This is a genomic window from Rathayibacter sp. YIM 133350, assembly GCF_037404875.1.
Taxonomy (GTDB): domain Bacteria; phylum Actinomycetota; class Actinomycetes; order Actinomycetales; family Microbacteriaceae; genus Orlajensenia.
The window spans coordinates 215,170-234,464 of sequence record NZ_JBBELO010000033.1 but is presented as its reverse complement, the minus strand read 5'-3'; the positions used below and the strand labels follow the sequence as shown (position 1 = coordinate 234,464).

Genomic DNA, 19,295 nt, shown 5'->3' with positions numbered 1-19,295 from the left:
GCGCGCCTCTCAGCCCGCGTGCGAGACGGAGGCCCTGCGTCCGAACGCCTCCCGCATGATGGTCTCGCCCAGGCTCGGCTCGCCCTCAGCGGTCGAGACTGCGAGGATGCGCCGCACATAGGCGTCGTCATCGACCTGGCGAACGAGCACTGCCGCGAGGTCGGCGCGCGCGGTGAACTTGCCTGCCACGTGGTTCTCCCCGATGCGATAGTCCGAGACGGCCGGTGCATCGAACAGGCCGGAGGGGCGCACGATCGTCCAGTCGAGGTCAGTGGTGCGCACGAGAGCCTCCATCCGCCGCATGTCGGCGTACACGGTGCGGCCGATGGTGTTGACGATGATCGGCTGCAGCACGCGCTCGAAGAAGAAGCCGCCATGGGCCCCCGCAGAAGGGTCGGTCGCACTCGAGCTCACGCAGGCGAGACGGCGCACGCCGTGGGCGCGCATGCCCGCGAGGATGTTGGCGATCCCGGTCGAGTAGACCGTCACCGGCCGGCGCCCGAAGGGAACTCCGAGCACGGAGAGCACCGCATCCTGACCCTCGATGGCCCGCATCGCGAAGGCGGGGTCGAGAACGTCTCCGCCGAGAACTCGCACCCCGCTCGTCGGGAAGCCGTCGGGATGACGGGTCACTGCCGTCACCACATGACCGGCGGCGGCGGCCTGGTCCACCACGAGCCGGCCCGTCGGTCCGTTGGCCCCGAAGACGACGATTCTCATGCGGCTCTCCTCGCTACTACGCTGTTGTCAGCAATCCAAACTTTACGGAAACAAGATTATATGACTTCCGAAGAAAAGCAATCGACCGAGCGGTCACGCCGTCGCGCCACGACCGACCTCAAGGACGCGTTGCGGGAGTTGCGCGTGCAGCTCTCGGTGCTCAACCATCAGGTCGGGGTGCGCGCCGACCTGCGTGATGTCGACCTCGATTGCCTCGACCTCATCTCCGCCGAAGGACCCCTCGCCCCGAGCGCTCTCGCACGCCTCGCCGGCGTGCATCCGGCCACGCTCACCGGCATCCTGGACCGTCTCGAGCGGGGAGGCTGGATTCGCCGCCAGCGCGACGAGGCCGATCGCCGCTCCATACTCGTGAGCATCGATCCCGCCCGGAATGCGGAGATGTTCCGCCACTATGCGCCGATGAACGCGCGCATGGACGCGGTCTGCGCCGAGTACGACCCCGCCCAACTGGCGCTGGTGGCCGACTTCCTGACGCGCGCAGCGGACGCCGGCCGTTCGGTGACGGAGCAAATGGTGGCGGCGAAGGACTGAGCACGCCGCCGCAGAGTTCACTCTCTGTTCACGTGCGACCTGACGGTCCGAGGCCGAAGCTGGAAGGGCTGACGACCGGAAGGACCTCCTCGTGAACGTGATCATCACCGTGATGCTTGTCGTCGCGGTCGCGCTCTTCTTCGACTTCACCAACGGCTTCCACGACACTGCCAATGCGATGGCCACCTCCGTGGCGACCGGTGCCCTCAAGCCGCGCACGGCCGTGGCGATATCGGCCGTGCTCAACCTCGTAGGCGCCTTCATCTCCACCGAGGTGGCGCAGACCGTCTCGCAGGGCATCGTGCGGGAAGGACAGGACGGCATCGAGATCACACCGGCGCTCATCTTCGCCGGGCTCGTGGGCGCCGTGCTGTGGAACCTCACCACGTGGTACCTGGGCCTGCCCTCCAGCTCGACGCATGCCCTCTTCGGCGGCCTGATCGGCGCCGCCATCATCGGCGCCGGCATCGGCGCCGTTGACTGGTCGGTCGTGCTGTCGAAGATCGTGATTCCGGCCCTCGTCTCTCCGCTCGTCGCAGGCCTTGTCGCGATGCTCGCGACGTTCGCCGCCTACCGCATCACCCATCAGGCCCGATCCCGCGGTTCGCGAGCCGGTTTCCGGCACGGCCAGACCATCTCCGCGTCGCTCGTCTCGCTGGCACACGGCACGAACGACGCCCAGAAGACCATGGGCATCATCACCCTCACGCTCATCGCGGCGGGCTACCAGGACTCCGGTACCGGTCCGCAGTTCTGGGTCATCCTCGCGTGCGGGCTGGCCATCGCGCTGGGTACCTACGTCGGCGGATGGCGCATCATGCGCACCGTGGGCAAGCGCATCACCGACGTGCAGGCGCCGCAGGGCTTCGCCGCAGAGGCCAGCTCGGCGGCGACCATCCTCATCTCGTCGCACCTCGGATTCGCGCTCTCGACGACGCAGGTGACCTCGGGCTCCGTCGTGGGAGCCGGGCTGGGCCGGCGCCTGGCATCCGTTCGATGGGGAATCGTCGGACGAATCGGCATCGCGTGGGTGATCACGCTCCCCGCGGCCGGACTGGTCGGCGGCCTCGCCGCCTGGGCGGCCTCGGCCGGCACGCTCGGACTCGTCATCGTCGCGGTGGTGGCGCTCGCGGCCGGTATCGGCATCTTCACGCTCGCACGCCGCAACCCCGTCACCCGTGAGAACGTCAACGACGTCGAGGACGCTCCTGCATCCTCGACGCCGGCGACGGTCGGAGCAGAGAGGGCATGACCATGGCGGTATCGACCTCCGGCATTCCGGCCGGCGTGGTGCGGGCGGCGGTAGAAGGCCAGTGGCTCGGCGTGGACTGGGGCGCCTTCCTCGTGGTGCTCGTCGTCACCCTCCTCGCCGGGCTGGCGACCGTCATCTTCTACTCGCTCGGCCTGCGTCTTCTCGCCGTCGGCGCACCGGACGACGAACTCGACGAGACCGCGCGCGACGGCGTGATCACCGCGCCTCGACTGTCGGCGCGGCCGGCGCTCGCCACGGTCGGGGCGGTGCTGTGCTTCGCCGTGAGCGGCGGCGCCGTTCTCTACGGCCTTTACCTGCTCATCCCGTTCTTCCACTGAGCGCGCGCCGCCCGCCCACCGGGCAGACGACGAACGCCCCGACCGAGGCCGGGGCGTTCCAAGGGGCTGATCAGTACCAGTTCATCGACTGGCTGTGACTCCAGGCCGAGCAGGGCGTGCCGTAACTGCCCTTGATATATCCCAGCCCCCAGAGAATCTGGGTGCGCGCGCTCGTCTGCCAGTCCGCACCGACGGAAGCCATCTTGCTGCCGGGAAGCGCCTGGGGAATGCCGGTCGCGCCCGATCCGCCGTTGGATGCCTCCACACGCCAGTTCGACTCCTTGGTCCAGAGCTTGTCGAGGCACTGGAACTGGTCGTCGCCCCAGCCGTACTGGGCCGCCATCAGATCGCGCGCCTGTGCGCGAGCGCCGACGGGCGTATTGGCGACGCGGGCTGCTTCGGCTGCGGCGGCAGCCTGCGCAGCAGCCGCGGCATCCGCGGCGGCGACCGCATCCTGGGTCTGCTGCGCGAGGGAGCGTGTGTCGTCGGTGAGCTTGACCACTCGACCGACGGAGAGCAGTTTGTAGTCCGCGAGCTGCGCCGTCTTCTCCTGGAGGGCCGAGGCGTCGACCTTCGAGGTCGCTGCGGCGAGCACCTGCTGGGCGCTGTCGAGAGTGGCCTGCGCCTGCTGTGTGGCCCGATAGGCCGCGACGCGCGAGTAGACGTCGAGCTGGTCGTGGTCCAGCGCGCCCTGCTGGTTGAGCGCCGCCGTTGAGCGCTCCGCCGCGGTCTGGGCGGTGGCCGCGTTCGCAATGAAGGGGGCCGAGAGAAGGGTGCCGGCGATGACGAGGGCGCCGGCGCTGCCGGCGATGAGTTGGGTGCGCTTGCTGAAGCGCGAGTTCTTGATGTGGCGGTGCACGAGGGTCCAATGGTCGGGCTTCCCTGCTGCGGGCGCCTCGGGGTGGCGGCCGCACGGAACGTACCTCGGGTGTACGGACCTGCAGGCTGGTCGGCGCTCGGGACGGGCTCGAACGCACAGCGCAGCACGCCCCGATCACCGGATGCGCGGTGCCACACTGTCCCTGACGCCGGTCGGGAGACGAGCGGCAGGTGAGATGGCGTTCGTCGACGGAGCCGGCGAACGCAGATCACCCTAAGAGGGCGCCCTGAGCGAGTTCTGTGCTCGTCCTGAGCGACCTCTGACAGCCGTGGTCGCGCGAACTCCACCAGGGCGTCGCTCGTACCCGGCCGCAGTCGCCCCCTCTAGAGTGGACGCGTGACAGATCGGCCGGGCACCTTCGATGGCGTGCACCGTCGGAACCTCTCGCGCGTGCTGCGGCTCGTGCACATGCACGGGCCCCTCTCTCGGGCGCAGCTGACCGCACGCACCGGCCTGAACCGCTCGACGGTCGCAGCGCTTGTCGCCGAGCTCGCCGAGCAGCGTCTCGTCGACGAACGACCCCCGGATCCGACCAACAAGGTGGGGCGGCCCTCACCCACCGTCGCTCCCAACGCCGGCGTCGTCGCCATCGCCGTGAACCCGGAAGTCGACGCCGTCACCATCGCGGCCGTCGGCCTCGGCGGCCGGATCGTCGAGCGGGCGCGCATCGACGTGGACCACACGATCACTCCCGAGGAGACCGCTCGGCTCATCGCGACCACGCTGGCGGGCTGGCGGGCGGAAAGCCTGCACTCCGCTCGGGTGAGCGGCATCGGCCTCGCCGTCCCGGGCCTGGTGCGCGCCTCCGATGGACTGGTGCGTTGGGCGCCGCACCTCGAGTGGACCGATGCGCCACTGGCTGGACTCGTCGAATCGGCCACCGGCCTTCCCGTGCGCATCGCCAACGACGCCTCGCTCGGATCGCTCGCGGAACACCTGTTCGGCGCCGGGCGCGACGTGAACGACATCGTCTACCTCAACGGCGGGGCGAGCGGCATCGGCGGCGGAGTGATCGTCGGCGGACGTCCCGTCGGCGGCTCCGGCGGGTATGCCGGCGAGTTCGGCCAGAACCGCCCCGGCATCGCCAATGCCGAGGACCGTCGGGCGCCGGGCGGCGTGCTGGAAGACGAGGTCAGCCGGCTGTTCCTGCTCGAGGCGGTCGGCCTGAGCACCGCCGACGAGCCGACGCTGGCCCGGGCGCTGTTCGAGTCGGGTGACCCCGCCGTCGGCGCCGAGCTCGCCCGGCAACGACGCATCCTCGCGACGGCGCTGACCAACGCCATCAACGTGCTGAACCCCTCGGTCGTGATCCTCGGCGGGTTCCTGGCGACGCTCGTGCAGAGCGACCCGAGCGATTTCGAGAGAACCGTGGAGCTGCAGGCGATTCCGGCTGCCTTCGAGGGCACCAGCATCCGGATCGCGGAGCTCGGCGAAGACCGTCTGCTCATCGGAGCGGCACAGATCGCCTTCGAGGCACTGCTCTCAGATCCCCTGACCTGAGAAGCCGTTGGCGCTCGACTGCTCGAGAGGCGGTCGGCAGAGCGCAGGTCCGTGTTCCTTGGCCCCGAATGGCGCCACGTCAAGCGGGTTGTCGCTATCCATGGGCGATCGTAACCTCGCACTATGAAGCACCTCACGTACGCAGAGAAGTCACTGCTCGTGGGCGATGAAGCGGCCGGCCTACTGCTCGAATACGCGGCCGCTCTCACCCGCAGCTCCAGTGGCGATACCGTCGAGGTGAAAGCGGTGGGCGCGGATGGGGCCGACGTCGTCGCCACCTTCCTTCTCGGGGCCGGCTCTCCCCTCATGGTCGAGAGCAGCGACAGTTCGATGGTGGAACCCGATAACTCGGCGGCCGAGGTGTACCTGCGAGACCATCTGCGCATCCTCAACGCACACCCGCAGGGGCTGCCTGTCGGTCAGGCCGACCTCGCCCAGCTCGAGGAGGACTTCCTCGACGACTGAGTTCGGCCGCTCAACCCGCGTCCCTCGGATGCGGACTCAGTCGATGAGCTCCCCCTCGGCCTCGAGCGCGGCTGCCAACTGCTCGGCGATGATTCGCGTCAGGTCGATCTCGTATGCCATCGGTGTCCCCCTTCAGGCCGGGCCCCCGCCCAGTGCATCGATCATGCCCCCATAAGTGGGCGCAGGAAAGAGGCTGAAGGTGAATTGTTCCTGCGGAAATCCCCAGCGTCGACCGTCAACGGCGCAGCGCCGTGGGGCGCGGCAGGCCGAGCTGCTCGATGAGGTCGCCGAGCCTGCGGTCCAACTCGACGGCAGCCTGCGTGATCTTGTTGTTGTCGAAGACCGCGAACACCGAACTCGGCTGATCGACGCTCAGCACCGTTCCGCCTGGCCGACTGGAGTGCATCTCGATCCTGAGCGGCAGGTGCAGCATGATGCCGGCGTCGTGACGGAACATTCGGGCGGCCGTGGCGTAGTCGCCGATGAGGTAGCTCGCGCTCTGCACGTCGGCGCCGCCGATGTGCATGATGGCACTCGGGTGATGCTGCCAGAAGGAGACGAAGCCGTGCAGTTCGCTTCCGGCCGACGCCCGCACGAACTCCCGCCATTCCGCACCCTGCTCGACAAGGCGGCGGAAGAGCTCCTCGTCGACAGGCAGGACCTCGGCCTCGAAGGCACTCCGTAACTCGGCGAACGGCACGTCGGCCTCGATCTCGATGCGGTTCACGGAGACCTGCACGACTCGCTCTTCTGCGGGGATACTCATCGGCTCATTCGTAGCAGGTCTCGAGCGGACCGTGGAGGGCCCGAGGCTCGGGAGCCGGGCTCAGACACTCGGCTCGGGCGCGAGCTCAGAGCCGTTCACCCGCATGCGCTCGGGCCGGCGCCTCGCTCGCGTGCACGATCATCTCCGGCCCACGGCTCACGAGCAACCACACCGGCAGGATGGCGATGCACAAGATCGGCAGCACCGTGACGCTGCCGGTGACCGCGACCGCGACGAAAAGCGCGATCCAACCGTCGCGCGAGACCGCCAGTACCATCCCCAGCACGCCGGCGCCTACGGCGACCACGGCCGGAACGGCGGGGACCAGTGCGTTCGAGAGCACTCCGATGGCGACGCCGATGAACACGGCGGGAAAGATGCGTCCGCCGCGAAAACCGGCTGCGGCGCTCACCAGGAGTGCAACGACCTTCACCACGACGATGAGCACCAGTGTTCCGACCGCGTATTCGGCTCGATCCTCGACGAGGGTGTTCATCTGGGCGAGGCCCTTGAAGAGCGTGATCGGGCCGCCGATGACCCCGAGAAGGCCGAGCAGCACCCCGCCGACCGTCACGTAGACCGCCGGGTTGCGCAGGAGGCGGAAGGCGTGGTGCAGCCGGGGGAAGACCGCGGCCGCGGCCAGCCCGAGAGCCGCCGCGACGGCTGCGACGCACACGGCGCCCAGCAGGTCGAGCGGCGCGACCCTGTCATATCCGGGCAGGTCGACCGCGAAGGTGGGATGCACGAGAAGCGTCATGGTCACGGAGCCGGCGGCGGCCGCAAGCAACGGCAGGAACAACCGGTCCCAGAGGGTTCCCCCGCTCTTCAGAGCCGCGACGACACCCGTGAAGACGAGTGCGGCGGCCACGGGTGTGCCGAACAGTGCGCCAATGGTCCCTGCTGCCGCGACCATGACCACCAGGTCGACGGACACCTTGGGCCAGAATCGTCGAACGAGCGCCACGAGGATGGCGGTGTTGATGACGATGATCGGTCCCTCGGGCCCGAGGCTGACACCTCCGGCGAGGGCGAGCACCGTGACGATCACGACCGAGGGAAGGGTGCCGAGACCGACCGGGGGCGCCATGAGCTCGACCGTCGCGGAATCGTGCCCGCCATGGCCGGGAACCAACCAGATCACGAGGCCGACGGCCAGTCCGACGAGCGAGAGCACGCCGAAGATCCACCATCCCGACGCGGGATCGACCCCGAGCGCATCCGGAGCGGCCTCCCAGAGCCAGTGCTCCAGCAGCGCTGCCAGCTCGTCCATCAGGTAGAGAACGAGAGCCGAGACGACGCCGACAACCAACGCCGGAAGCGACATGGCGAGGAGAAACCGCACCGTGTCGACCGCTGGCCGGTCGGCAGCCGAACTGCCGGGATGCTCGCGCGGTGCGCCTTCGGCGCTCATCCGGCCTTCCCCGACGGCGTACCCGAGTCTGCGCAGATGGTCATGCCCACCGTCCGATCGCTGCTCTCGACTGAGCCACAGGCTATCGTCGTCGACGACGCCGAGGGAAGAACGCAGCGGGCGTTCGGTCGGCGCTGCGGCACCGGCACGGCGGTGTTCCGAGCGCTAAACGGCCGCCATGAGCAGCGTGCCGGTTGTCATCGCGACCACCTCGAACCCACCCAGGAAGTAGCGGGTCGGGTTGCCGCCGTCGGTCTCCCGGCGCCGGAGCGACCGCACGACGAGTCGAACGCCATGAGCGGCATAGCCGACGGTGAGCATCAACACGATAACGTGCAGCGGAACGCCGTGGTGCTGCCACCCTGCGACGCCCCTCGCCGCCACCGCCTCATGCCCGGTCACCGCCAGAGCGGCCATGACGACCCCTCCCACAGCCCGATGCAGGGCCACCGGTTGCACCCGGCCCGCGATGCGCACCAGCGCGAACGGCACAGAGGCGAGCGCGCACGCGAAGGCAACGAGCCTCGCGCCCGGAGCAACCTGGGCAAGGACGCAGGCGATCATCGCGGCAAGCATCAGCAGGGCGCCGATACGCGCACGGCTCGAGCCAGTGACGCCGATCACGCAGCAGGCCGATGTCGTCGAGGCGACGTACGCCCCGACGTCCATCGTCATGAGCACCCGCAGCCGCAGGCCGAGCCCACGGCGGCGCCGTGATCGGTGGCGCCATGCCCCGCCCCGCCGTGCGCGGCCGGGTGAATGGTCGCGGGAACGTCGAGCGTGGGGTTGCGATCGAAGAAGCCGTACGGCTTCAGCGTGAACCCGCATGTGTCGACCGGCATGACAGGCCAATCCTCGAGACGCGGAAAGTGCGTCAGGCCGAAGGTGTGCCAGAGCACGATGTCCTCGTCCTCGATGTTGCGGTCCTGCTCGGTGTAGGCCGGCAGGCCGGCTCCGCCCGGATGCAGGTTGACCGTGTAACCGGCAGCCCACAGTTCCTCGGGAGCGTATTTCGTGACCCACAGGTGGTGGGCAGCGAACGTCGAGCGTTTGCGGGCCGGCGCCTCGTCGGCACTGAAGAGTGCTACGCCCGCCTCGGGATGCAGTACGTAGCTCGTCGGCCGCCCGACACGGTTGACCCGGTCGGAACTGCTGATGCTCCACACACGCCCGACGGCGCCGTCGGCGTCACGACGGGCCTCGGACTCCGTGTGCAGGCGGGTCAGTCGCCGGTCGATCGCGTTGCCCCACGGGTTCGCGTGCGAGACGGGAACCCTGACGACGTCGATCTCGTCGACCGAGTTGCGCGCCCCGTCGACGGCCATGTCGAGCCGGGCGCAGAACAAGTGCTGGTGCACCGGGGCGCCGAGGCGCGGGGCGAGCGGCGTGGCGTACGGGTAATCACTCCCGTCGTGGGCTCCCGTGAACACAATGCCGGTGGCCTTCGCCTCCACCTCGAAGGTGCCGTCGAGATAGAAGTAGAAATAGAAGCCGTAGTCGTAATTGCCGACGGTGGTGAAGAACGAGACCACGAGACGACGCTGCCTGCGCGTCTCCGACGTGTGCGTGAACTCGTCGTTGTGCTTCCAGAGGATGCCGTAATCCTCCTCGTGGATGCAGATCGCATTGCTGATCACTCGCGGTCGGCAGAAGTCGTCGGCCACCACGGCGTCGAGATAGACGATCTCTCCCAGGCAGTCGCAGCCCAATTCGAGGGAGTTGGCCAGCCGCCCGAACTGGTACTCGCCGGCGTCGTAGTAGTTCTGCCAGCCGTGCGTGGGTGTCGGGTCGGCGTAGTTGACGACCATCTCGGAGATCGAGGCGCGGTACAGCACCGAACGACGCTCGCCGCGGTAGCTGAACCCGACGTCGTGGAGCGTGAGGCCTTCGCGGCCGTTGAAGCCGACGCGCAGGTCCCAGTTCTCCCAGCGCAGCACACCATCTTCGATCGCGAAGCTGACGCCCTCGGGCTGGGTTATGGAGATCGGCTTGAGGGTTGTGCGCAGGGGGCCGCGCACCTCGGGGTCCAGGTAGTCCCCCGACTCCGTCGGAATGTGCTCATGCTCCGTCTCGATGAGCTGCACCACGATCTGTTCCGTGGCGTCGACGTGGGCGACGACGCCGTCGATGGGGTGCGCCCACGGCAGGTCGGCCTGGTCCTCCTGGAAGAAGGCCAGCACGCGGAACATCCGCCGCCCCTCCTCGCCCTCGTAGCCGAAGATGCCGGCTGTGAGCGGGCAGGTGCGCACCTTGGTCAGGTCGTCGACTCCGCGACGCTTCATGGCCGCGATCCAGCGCTCGTCGTTCTTGACGACCCGGTCGACGATGTCGAACTCCTCATCGAGCACCGGCGCCGTCCCCTCGGTTCGCGGGTCGAGCTCGCGGGTGTGCACGACGACGCCTTCGGTCACATCGGTCACGGTCTCGGTGACGGCGCCGGTGGCGACATCGAGCAGGAGCGCCTCGACGTGACGGCGGGCTCGCGCGGCACGCTCAGGGTCGAGCACGTCGCGCTTGTGCGGCTCGCGGAGCATGACGTAGGTGAACCGAGTCGTGGCGCCGACGAGGCCGGCGGCCGTCAGAACCTCGCGGGCGCGCTCGATCTCCGCACCGGACAACGGCGTGAGCGGGTGGGGCGCGGGAATCGTGATGGGCGCAGGCATGTGGTTCTCCTCTGACCGTGAGCTCCGATTATATTGACTGTCCAGTCAAAAACAATTCGAAGCGTCGATGCCGGGCATCGGTCAGGATGAACGCATGCCCAAGATCGTCGATCACGAGCAGCGTCGCCGCGAGATCGTGGACGCGTACCTCAGCGTGCTCGCGAAGCAGGGGATCGCCGGTACGAACGGCCGCTCGGTCGCCGCTGAGCTCGGCGTCGTGCCCGGAACGCTGTGGCACTACTTCCACTCGTTCGAGGACATCGGCGAGGATGCCGCGCTCCACGGCATTCAGCGCACCCTCGCGCGCATCGAGCGACGCGCCGGCGGCCTGCGCGGCCTGCCAGCCCTTCTCGCGATCGGCGAGGAGATCTTGCCGACCACCGAGGTCACGCGTGAGGAGGCCCGGGTGGTCGTGGCGTTCTGGGGTCAAGTGCACTCGGGTGGCGACGCCCGGTCCGCGTTCGGACGTGTGCGCGAATTCACCGAGCTGACGACGTCGGCCCTTCAGCAGGCGGTCGATGACGGCGAACTGATCGCGCAGACGCCGGTCGGGGCGCTGGTGCGACTCATCGACTCGGTCTACGCCGGCGAGCAGGTGATCTCCGCAGCCGACTCCTCGGAGAACGACCCGGACACCGTGCGACGGGTGCTGGCGACCTGCGTAGCGCCGTGGCTCGCCGATGCCGACTCCCCCGCATCCCTCACCCTGCGTACCTGGCTGGGCGAGGTCTGATCACAAATCGTCCTGAGTCCGAGGGGTCAGCGCGAAGTCGACGATCGTCTGCCCGAGCGCGATGGCCGCGTCGCGCAGCGCGCGCGTGGCATCCGGACCGACGCAGTGCTGCGCGAACTCGGGTTGGTGGTTGGTGGCCGGGAGGCTGTCGATGCCGATGTACGGGTGGATGGCCGGAACGACCTGCGACACATTCCCCATGTCCGTGGAGGCGCGATTCATGCGGCCCGACCCCGACGTGTCGAAGACGCGGCCCAGCGCCTCGGCGTTCGCGCGGTAGAGCTCCAGCGCGCGAACGTCGTTGCGGAACTCCGAGTAGGGCTTGCTCTCGGGCGTGAGGGTGAGGGTGGCTCCGGACGCGAGCGCCCCGGCCTCGAAGCAGCGCACCACCTTGGCCTCGATGAGCTCGAGCTCACCGAGAGTCTCGGCACGCACGTACCACCGCCCCTCCGTGAGGTCGGGAATGACGTTGGGAGCCTGGCCGCCGTTGGTGACGATCCCGTGCACCCGCGATCCATCCGGAAGCTGCTGGCGCAGCAGGCCGATGGCCACCTGAGCGACGACGAACGCGTCGTTCGCATTGACGCCCTGCTCCGGGTAGGCGCCCGCGTGCGCCGAGGCCCCGTCGTAGCGCACGTGCGAGTGTGAGACGGCGAAGGGGCGTGCCTCAGCGACGTCGACCGGTCCGGGATGTGCCATGACGGCGAGGTCGAGGCCGGAGAACGCCCCCCTGTCGAGCAACTCGATCTTCCCGCCGCCGCCCTCCTCGGCCGGGGTGCCGTACACCTCGATCGTGATGCCCAGCTCATCAGCGAGCGGGGCGAGGGCGGATGCGATGCCGACCGCGATCGCGGCGATGAGATTGTGACCGCACGCGTGCCCGAGTCCGGGCAGGGCGTCGTACTCGGCGCAGATGCCGATCCGGGTGGCGCCCGTGCCGGAGATGCCGAGAAAAGCGGTCTCGAACCCGAGATAGCTCGCGGTGACCTCGAACCCGGCTGCGGTGAGAACCTCCGCGAGCCAGCCGGACGCACGGTGCTCCTGCCACGCCGTCTCGGGGTTGGCGTGAATCAGTTCGGAGAGCTGCACCAGGCGGTCAAGATCGGCGTCGACCCGCGAGCGCACCTCCTCCTTGAGCACCTCAGCCGACCGAGGAACCTCACTCATCACCCGGTACCCCGTACCCGGGAGCGGCCGCCGGGTGCAGGCCGCGCACGATGTAGGCGTCGCGCTGCGGCATCCATACGTCGGTCAGGATCTCGCTCAGCTCCCCCACCGGATCGGCCGACCAGTCCACGCGCAGATCGGAGACGCGCCAGCCGGCATTACGCACGACGGCGAGACCCGCCGAGTGCACGGGCCCTTCCTCGCCGCCGGCGTCCATCGCGGCGGTGAGAGCGGCCAGCAGCCGGCTCTCGAGTTCGCCCGCGCTCGCTTCGAAGGCGTCGATCATCCGTTGCGGCACGTCGGGGCGCGCGAGCATGTTGCCTGCTGCGACAGCGCTGGCCGACCGCGCCTCACCGAAGACTCCGAGCACGTGGGCGCCTGAGTAGACGGCCGAGCGCCCGCCGGCGTCGATCGCCATCAGCTGCCGGTACTCGATGTCGGCCGTCGACCCCACGACGTCGCGCATCGCTTCGTCGACCGGCAGCCCGCGCCCCAGCCCCCGGAGCAAGCGTGGCCCGAGTCGGGGATCCGTGATGTTCTGCGAGTGCGCGCCGCCAACGTTCTCGGTGAGATTCACGCAGCGGGCTGCGACGGCGGGCGACGACGAGCAGATGGCCGAGCCGATGGCGCCGGTCTCGTCGACGGCGAGGATCGAGAACGTCATGGCGTGGCCGTCTCGCTGAGAACGGCGGTGGCGTCGATCTCGACGAGCCACTCCGGTCGCGCGAGCGCTGAGACGACGATGCCCGTCGAGACCGGGTAGACACCCTTCAGCCACCTGCCGACGACCCGATAGACCGGCTCGCGGTACCGCGGGTCGACGAGGTAGATCACGATCTTCACGACGTCGCGCAGGCTCGAGCCAGCTTCCTCGAGAAGCATCGCGATGTTGGCCATCGCCTTCTCGGCCTGTGCCTCGACGTCGCCGATGCCGACGGACTCTCGCGTCTCGAGATCCTGCCCGATCTGACCGCGCAGGTACACCACTCCATTGGCCACGACCGCCTGGCACAGGTCGTTGTCGAGGTTCTGCTCGGGGTAGGTGTCCTTCGTGTTGAACGGTCGGATGCGCGTATGGGTCGACATCAGAATGCCCCTTCTGGTGCGGCTGCGGCCGCCGCCTGCCGGTCATAGGCGAGGTAGCCGCGTTGGATCGCGATGTGGTCGGTCACGTACTTCGCGTCGTGCCAGACACCCCAGATGAAGCTGGACCCGCGCCGCGACTGCCAGGGAAGGCCCAGAAAGTAGACGCCCGGTTCCCTCGACACTCCGCGCTGTTGCTCCGGTCGCCCATTCTCGTCGAACGCGTCGACGTTCAGCCACCCGTAGTCGACGCCGAAGCCGGTCGCCCACACGATCGAGGTGATACCGGCATCCGCGAGGGCGAGCTCGAGCAGAGGCGACGTGGCGTCCTGCGGCTGTGGACCGAGGGTGCGCGCCTCGGGGTCTTCTGGCAAGTCGAGCCCGTTTCGAGCGATGTAGTCGTCGGCCTCGTCCAACAGCGACAGCAGGTTGGCGTCGCCGTTGGCGATGTTCCTGTGCAGGTCGGGAGCGAAGTACACCGTCCCGTCCTCGAAAGCCGTGGTTCGGCCGACGAGCCGGATGCCACTCTCGGACAGGGCACGGAAATCGACCGTCTTGCCACCGTCAGCGCCGCTGACGGCGATCGTGACGTGTTCGGCTCCGAGCGCCGGAGCCGAAGCGTCCCACTTGCCGAGAACGCCGAGCCACCAGACGAAGTCACGGCCGCGATAGCGCCGCGGGGGTCGATCGTGCGGACCGACCGAGAGGTAGACCTGACGGCCCGATTCTTGGATCTCGGCCGCGATCTGCACCCCCGACGATCCCGCGCCAACGACGAGCACGGCGCCGGGCGGCAACTGCCGGGGATTGCGGTAGGAGCTCGAGTGCAGCTGAAGGATGCCGGCGTCCTCCGGAACGAGGGAGGGGATGACCGGGTGCTGGAAAGGCCCCGTCGCTGCTACGACATAGCGCGCATCAATGATCCCGGCGGTGGTCTCGGCGGTGAAGCCGGGCCGGCCGACGTTCCGACGAACAGAGGTCACCTCGATTCCGCACCGGATAGGGGCGGCGATCATGTTCGCGTAGGCCTCGAAGTAGTCGGCGACCTGCTCCTTGGAGGCGAAGCCCTCGGGATCCACGTGGGCGATCGCGAGCTTGGGAAACCGATCGTGCCAGGCGGGGCCGTTGGCGACCAGCGAATCCCATCGCTGCGACCGCCAGCTCTCCGCAATGCGATCGCGCTCGACGACGAGGTGGGGGATGCCGCGCTCGCTCAGATGATCGCTCATCGCCACACCGGCCTGACCGGCCCCGACGACGAGCACCTCGACCTCTTCGCTCGCCATGCGAACTCCCTCCGTGATCTGCCAAGTCTGAAGAGGGCGCCTCGATCTGTAAAACAGACAAAAGCGCCGAAACGAATCATCAGAATCGATCTGGAAACATGGCCTGCGCCGCTCCACCCCACTTGGCCGCATCCTCTGCTGCCGGGTGCCGTGATCCTCCGGCCCATCACCGGGACAGATGTGGTGCAACGGAATCTTCCGTTCGGAGAACGAACCGGGGCATGCGTACTCTGCCCAGAAGCCCTGATTCCCTCGTCGAGCAGTGGTCGGCGCCGCACACACCAGGAGAAAGCCCATGATGACTTCCCCGACCCTGCAGCTCGACGGGCGAGCGGTGATCGGCGGGCAGCGCACCTCGGCCGCCTCCGGCGAGACATTCCTCAGCGTCAATCCGGCAACGGGGCAACCGCTCGGCGAGATCGCCAAGGCCGACGTCGAAGACGTCGATCGGGCGGTACGTGACAGCCGCGCCGTGTACGAATCCGGCGCATGGAGCCGCCGCGACGCCGCCGGGCGCGGCGCCGTTCTTCGCGCCCTCGCCGACCTCATCGACCGGGATGCGGAACAGCTCGCGCTGCTCGAGTCACTCGATATGGGCAAGCCGCTGTCACAGACGCGCACGGTCGATGTGCCAGGGACAGCCGCCACTTTCCGCTGGTACGGCGAGCTCGCTGACAAGCTGTACGACGAGGTACCGGCGACACCGCCGGGTTCCACCGCGCTCGTAACGCGCGCTCCGCTCGGCGTGGTCGGTGCGATCGTGCCGTGGAATTATCCGCTCGAGATCGCGGCATGGAAACTCGCGCCCGCCCTCCTGGTGGGGAACAGCGTCGTTCTCAAGCCGGCAGAGGCGACGAGCCTCACGGCTCTGCGATTGGGCGAACTGGCACTCGAGGCGGGGCTCCCCGCAGGCGTGCTCAACGTCGTGCCGGGTTTCGGTTCCGTGACGGGGCGGGCGCTGGGAACTCACATGGACGTCGACGCGGTCACGTTCACCGGTTCAACCGCTGTGGCCAAGCAGCTGATGCTCTACTCCGGTCAGTCGAACCTCAAGCGGCTGAGCCTCGAGGCCGGAGGCAAGTGTTCCAACATCGTCTTCGCCGACACCGAGAACCTCGCCGTTGCGGCCGAGAAAGCGGCCTTCGGAGCGTTCTACAACCAAGGCGAGGTGTGCTCGGCCAACTCACGGATCTTCGTGCAACGCGACGTCTACGACGAGTTCGTCGCGCTGCTGGTCGCCGCCGCCACGCGCTACCGTTCCGGCGATCCGCTCAGCGATGACAGCGGCAACGGCGCGCTCATCACCGAGGCTCACGCCGACAACGTGGCGCGGGCGATTGCCGCAGCCGCCCGAGACGGCGAGCTCATCGGAGGCGAGCGCATCACCCGGGGCGAGTCGAGCGCCTTCATCGACCCGGCCATCGTGCTGGGGCTGCCCCTGACGCACGAGCTGCATCGGGAGGAGGTCTTCGGACCGCTCGTGATCGTGCAAGCGTTCGATGACGAGGATGCGGCCGTCCAGGCCGCGAATGCCACGGACTACGGGCTCGCGGCATCCGTGTGGACCTCCAACCTCTCGCGCGCGCACCGGGTCTCCGAACGGCTCGTGGCCGGCACGGTCTCGGTCAACACCGTCGATGCACTCGGCCTCACCACCCCGTTCGGCGGTTTCAAGGGATCCGGGTTCGGTCGCGACCTCTCCCGCCATGCCATCGACAACTACGTGGGCATGAAGACCGTCTGGTTCCAGCACGGTTAGCGCCGAAAGGCGTGGCCGCCGGGCGCTGGATCCAAGCTGCCCGGCGGCCTCCCCTTCGTCCCGCAGGCCGGCCGCTAAGCGGTAGCCGGGGTGGTCGGCTCCGACGTCGCCTCGGCCGACGCCTCAGGGATTGCCAGGCGCCGGGCTGACGCACGGGCTTCCCAGAAGTAGCCCGCGAGCGCGAGGACCGTGATCACTACGAGTGTGCCCACCGTGAAGACCTCGAAGGTGAGTCGGTTCACGCCCCAGCCGTCGACGAAGTCGTAGTCGATTCCGAAGAGCGACTCCAGCGTTCCGGGGAAGACGGCCACCCACGAGCCCAACAGCACCCACAGGTAGATGACGGCCGTGCAGACCCACAGGCCAGCGCGGCCCCCTGGAACCCGGAACGGGCGCTCCACGTCCGCGAATCGGCGCCGAAGCACGAGCACGGTCGGGAAGATGACCAGATACGAGAGCAGGAGCGTCGAGATGGCGATGATGAGCACCACGCTGAAGACGTCGGCGGTGCTGCCTTCGAGAAGCACCGTCGCCGCCACGCAGAAGACGGAGGCGATGATTCCGGACAGCAGGTTCATGCGAACCGGCGTGCCGAAGCGAGCCGAGAACACCCCGAAGTAGCGGAAGAACGCCCCGTCCGCACCAGCGGCGGCCTGAACCCGGTCGGAGGCGATCATCCACGCGCTCGCCTGCGTCAGCACGACGAAGACGAAGAGAAGCCCAGCGATGAACATGACCGGACCCGACGCCAGTCCATAGACGGTGAAGACCTCACGGAAGGCATCGAGGAACCCGCTCGCCCCCTGCACCTTGGCTGCGGGCAGTACGGCGAGGATCGCGAAGATCGGCACGAGGTAGCAGAGGATCGAGACGGTGCCCGAGGATGCGATCGCCCGTGGCACATCCTTCTGCGGGTTGCGCATCTCCTCGGCGGCGCCATTCGGTGCCTCGAAGCCCACCACGGCGAACAGGATGACCGGGGTCACTGCGAGGAAGCCGCCGAGGGTCGGCGAGAAGTCGCCCACAGCGTAGCCGTGCACGCCGTGACGGAGCGCATAGATGCCGACTGTCACGACGAAGATGAGCAGCAACGCGATCTTCACGATCGCCCCGGCCGCCACGATGTGCTTGCCGTACTGCAGGCCGATGATGGCGGTTCCGATGGCGAGCCAGATGAAGACCAGCTTGAAGACGTAGTCCCAGAGGCTGCCTTCCGGCAGCGGCGAGATGTAGGCGCTCCAGGTCGCCGCCGAGATGAAGACGAGCGATCCGCCCATCCACAGTGGGTTCGTGATCCAGTAGAACATGGTCGCGATGGCGGCGGTCAACTTGCCGAAGGCCAGCCGCACCCAGACGAAGGGGCCGCCCTCTTCATGGAAGGTGCTGCCCAGCTCCGCCATGATGAGGGCGTACGGAATCAGGAAGGTGACGCCGATCACCAAGGTCCAGGTGAACGCCTCGGCGCCGCCGCCCGCGGCGATCTGCGCGACGGTATCGATCGCGATGATCGCACTGAGCGACAGGAAGACGATGTCCATCCTGCCGAGCGTCTTCCTGAAGTGCTGCGTTCGTATGTTTGACGTTTCGATTTCGACGGCAGTCATCGTGGCTCCTATTCTCCGATACGGATAGGGTCGGCCGGCACGGTGCCGTCGCTTGGCATAGAAGCCTGTGCCCAACATCCGCATCTATCAAGTAGAGTTGCGTGAACCACTGCATCACCTTGACAGATGCTGGCCGCGGCGAAATCGCGCCGAAACATGGGCGTAAAGAGAGGGCCGCTGTGACCAGGAAGCCCGACGTCACTCTGGCGCAACTGCGGTACTTCATCGAGGCCGCCACGCAGCTCTCGATGACGCGCGCGGCGGAAGAACTCTTCGTCGCCCAGTCGGCCGTCTCATCCGCCATCGCACAACTCGAACAGCAGGTAGGGGCGCAGCTCTTCATCCGCCAACGCTCTCGCGGGCTCGCGCTGACCCCGGCCGGTCAGCAGTTCCTCGGCGACGCCCGGGCGCTGCTGCTCAACCTCGAAGAGGCGCTCGACACCGCACGGGGAATCGACAACCAGGTGCGGGGCACGATCCGCATCGGCTGCTTCGTCACCCTTGCGCCGTTCATCCTGCCCGCGATCGTGAGCCGCATGCGCATGGCCCATCCGCACGTCGACATCGAAGTCGATGAGCTCGATGCGGATGCCGCCCGGTCGGCGTTGCGGGACGGACGCGTCGAGCTCCTGGTCGGCTACGACTTCGGGCTGGGCGAGGAGGTTCGCAAGAGCGTTCTCTCCGACATCCCTCCCCACGTGCTGGTCTCGGCTGACCACCCGTTGAGCGCCGCGCCGCAGATCTTCCTGCGCGAGCTGTCGCGTGAGCCGATGATTCTGCTCGACCTGCCGCACAGCCGCGACTACTTCCTCGGCATCCTCGCGTCCGTCGGGCTTCAACCCGAGATCCGTCACCGCTCCATGAACTTCGAGACCGTGCGGGCCTTCGTCGCGCGGGGGCACGGTTTCTCGATTCTCAACCAGCGACCACGGCACGACCTCACCTACGACGGACAGCGCGTCGCCGCCCTTCCCATCGCCGACAACGTTCCCTCTCTTCCCGTCGTGCTGGCCGCGCTGCGCTCGGTGCGCACGACGGCGAGGGCCAAGGCCGTCGCCGACGTCGCCGCTCACGTGGTCGCCGAGGTGCTGAACCGCTGAAGCCGCCGGTGCATCA

General features: G+C 68.1%; 19 protein-coding genes. 8 read left to right on the top strand and 11 right to left on the bottom strand.

The features are described 5' to 3' along the window. Positions 1–9 precede the first annotated feature (9 nt). On the bottom strand, positions 10–720 hold the full coding sequence (locus WDJ51_RS11595; RefSeq protein ID WP_337852616.1) for an NAD(P)-dependent oxidoreductase: 711 nt from the start codon (positions 718–720) through the stop codon (positions 10–12). Positions 721–780: 60 nt separating this feature from the next. Between WDJ51_RS11595 and WDJ51_RS11590 the strand changes: the two genes are divergently transcribed. From WDJ51_RS11590 to WDJ51_RS11580, 3 genes are all read left to right on the top strand, one after another. Beyond that, positions 781–1,272, top strand: coding sequence for a MarR family winged helix-turn-helix transcriptional regulator (locus tag WDJ51_RS11590; RefSeq protein WP_337852615.1), 492 nt, complete (start codon positions 781–783; stop codon positions 1,270–1,272). Between the two features lie 91 nt (positions 1,273–1,363). After that, positions 1,364–2,524, top strand: coding sequence for an inorganic phosphate transporter (locus WDJ51_RS11585; protein WP_337852614.1), 1,161 nt, complete (start codon positions 1,364–1,366; stop codon positions 2,522–2,524). Next, positions 2,521–2,862 (top strand): hypothetical protein, encoded by a 342-nt coding sequence (locus tag WDJ51_RS11580; protein ID WP_337852613.1) that lies wholly within the window; start codon positions 2,521–2,523, stop codon positions 2,860–2,862. The genes WDJ51_RS11585 and WDJ51_RS11580 overlap by 4 nt, the downstream gene beginning before the upstream one ends. A 70-nt stretch (positions 2,863–2,932) precedes the next feature. On the opposite strand, the gene WDJ51_RS11575 is transcribed toward WDJ51_RS11580, so the two are convergent. Continuing rightward, complete coding sequence (locus WDJ51_RS11575; protein WP_337852612.1) at positions 2,933–3,721, bottom strand: hypothetical protein; 789 nt, start codon at positions 3,719–3,721, stop codon at positions 2,933–2,935. A 357-nt stretch (positions 3,722–4,078) separates the two neighbouring features. Here WDJ51_RS11575 and WDJ51_RS11570 point away from each other — a divergent pair, with 357 nt between their 5' ends. Together WDJ51_RS11570 and WDJ51_RS11565 are read left to right on the top strand one after the other, a co-directional pair. After that, positions 4,079–5,242, top strand: coding sequence for an ROK family transcriptional regulator (locus WDJ51_RS11570; protein ID WP_337852611.1), 1,164 nt, complete (start codon positions 4,079–4,081; stop codon positions 5,240–5,242). Between the two features lie 123 nt (positions 5,243–5,365). After that, positions 5,366–5,707, top strand: a complete 342-nt coding sequence (locus WDJ51_RS11565; RefSeq protein WP_337852610.1) for a hypothetical protein — start codon at positions 5,366–5,368, stop codon at positions 5,705–5,707. A 235-nt stretch (positions 5,708–5,942) separates the two neighbouring features. Here WDJ51_RS11565 and WDJ51_RS11560 read toward each other — a convergent pair whose 3' ends face one another. The 4 genes from WDJ51_RS11560 to WDJ51_RS11545 form a co-directional block, all read right to left on the bottom strand. Further along, positions 5,943–6,473, bottom strand: coding sequence for a hypothetical protein (locus WDJ51_RS11560; RefSeq protein ID WP_337852609.1), 531 nt, complete (start codon positions 6,471–6,473; stop codon positions 5,943–5,945). Between the two features lie 85 nt (positions 6,474–6,558). Next, positions 6,559–7,884, bottom strand: a complete 1,326-nt coding sequence (locus WDJ51_RS11555; protein WP_337852608.1) for an ion channel protein — start codon at positions 7,882–7,884, stop codon at positions 6,559–6,561. Positions 7,885–8,049: 165 nt separating this feature from the next. Further along, a complete protein-coding gene (locus WDJ51_RS11550; protein WP_337852607.1) occupies positions 8,050–8,559 on the bottom strand; it encodes a hypothetical protein in 510 nt (169 codons plus the stop codon). After that, positions 8,556–10,547: a primary-amine oxidase gene (locus tag WDJ51_RS11545; RefSeq protein WP_337852606.1), complete on the bottom strand. Its 1,992-nt coding sequence runs from the start codon at positions 10,545–10,547 to the stop codon at positions 8,556–8,558. The genes WDJ51_RS11550 and WDJ51_RS11545 overlap by 4 nt, the downstream gene beginning before the upstream one ends. A gap of 94 nt (positions 10,548–10,641) precedes the next feature. On the opposite strand from WDJ51_RS11545, the gene WDJ51_RS11540 reads away from it, so the two are divergent. Beyond that, positions 10,642–11,280 carry a TetR/AcrR family transcriptional regulator gene (locus WDJ51_RS11540; RefSeq protein WP_337852605.1) on the top strand — a complete coding sequence of 213 codons (639 nt, stop codon included), beginning with the start codon at positions 10,642–10,644 and terminating at the stop codon, positions 11,278–11,280. Here the strand turns inward: WDJ51_RS11540 and WDJ51_RS11535 are convergent, their stop codons facing one another. From WDJ51_RS11535 to WDJ51_RS11520, 4 genes are read right to left on the bottom strand one after another with little or no spacing between them, the layout of a single operon-like run. Next, positions 11,281–12,447, bottom strand: coding sequence for a M20 family metallopeptidase (locus tag WDJ51_RS11535; RefSeq protein WP_337852604.1), 1,167 nt, complete (start codon positions 12,445–12,447; stop codon positions 11,281–11,283). After that, a complete protein-coding gene (locus WDJ51_RS11530) occupies positions 12,440–13,111 on the bottom strand; it encodes a DUF1028 domain-containing protein (protein ID WP_337852603.1) in 672 nt (223 codons plus the stop codon). Before WDJ51_RS11530 ends, WDJ51_RS11535 begins: the two co-directional genes overlap by 8 nt. Continuing rightward, positions 13,108–13,533, bottom strand: a complete 426-nt coding sequence (locus WDJ51_RS11525; protein WP_337852602.1) for a RidA family protein — start codon at positions 13,531–13,533, stop codon at positions 13,108–13,110. The genes WDJ51_RS11530 and WDJ51_RS11525 overlap by 4 nt, the downstream gene beginning before the upstream one ends. Beyond that, positions 13,533–14,816: a flavin-containing monooxygenase gene (locus WDJ51_RS11520; protein ID WP_337852601.1), complete on the bottom strand. Its 1,284-nt coding sequence runs from the start codon at positions 14,814–14,816 to the stop codon at positions 13,533–13,535. The genes WDJ51_RS11525 and WDJ51_RS11520 overlap by 1 nt, the downstream gene beginning before the upstream one ends. Positions 14,817–15,111: 295 nt before the next feature. Between WDJ51_RS11520 and WDJ51_RS11515 the strand changes: the two genes are divergently transcribed. Beyond that, positions 15,112–16,575 (top strand): aldehyde dehydrogenase family protein, encoded by a 1,464-nt coding sequence (locus WDJ51_RS11515; RefSeq protein WP_337852600.1) that lies wholly within the window; start codon positions 15,112–15,114, stop codon positions 16,573–16,575. A gap of 74 nt (positions 16,576–16,649) precedes the next feature. On the opposite strand, the gene WDJ51_RS11510 is transcribed toward WDJ51_RS11515, so the two are convergent. Then, positions 16,650–18,113 (bottom strand): APC family permease, encoded by a 1,464-nt coding sequence (locus WDJ51_RS11510; protein WP_337852599.1) that lies wholly within the window; start codon positions 18,111–18,113, stop codon positions 16,650–16,652. Positions 18,114–18,358: 245 nt separating this feature from the next. On the opposite strand from WDJ51_RS11510, the gene WDJ51_RS11505 reads away from it, so the two are divergent. Then, a complete protein-coding gene (locus WDJ51_RS11505; RefSeq protein WP_337852598.1) occupies positions 18,359–19,279 on the top strand; it encodes a LysR family transcriptional regulator in 921 nt (306 codons plus the stop codon). Positions 19,280–19,295: the final 16 nt, after the last annotated feature.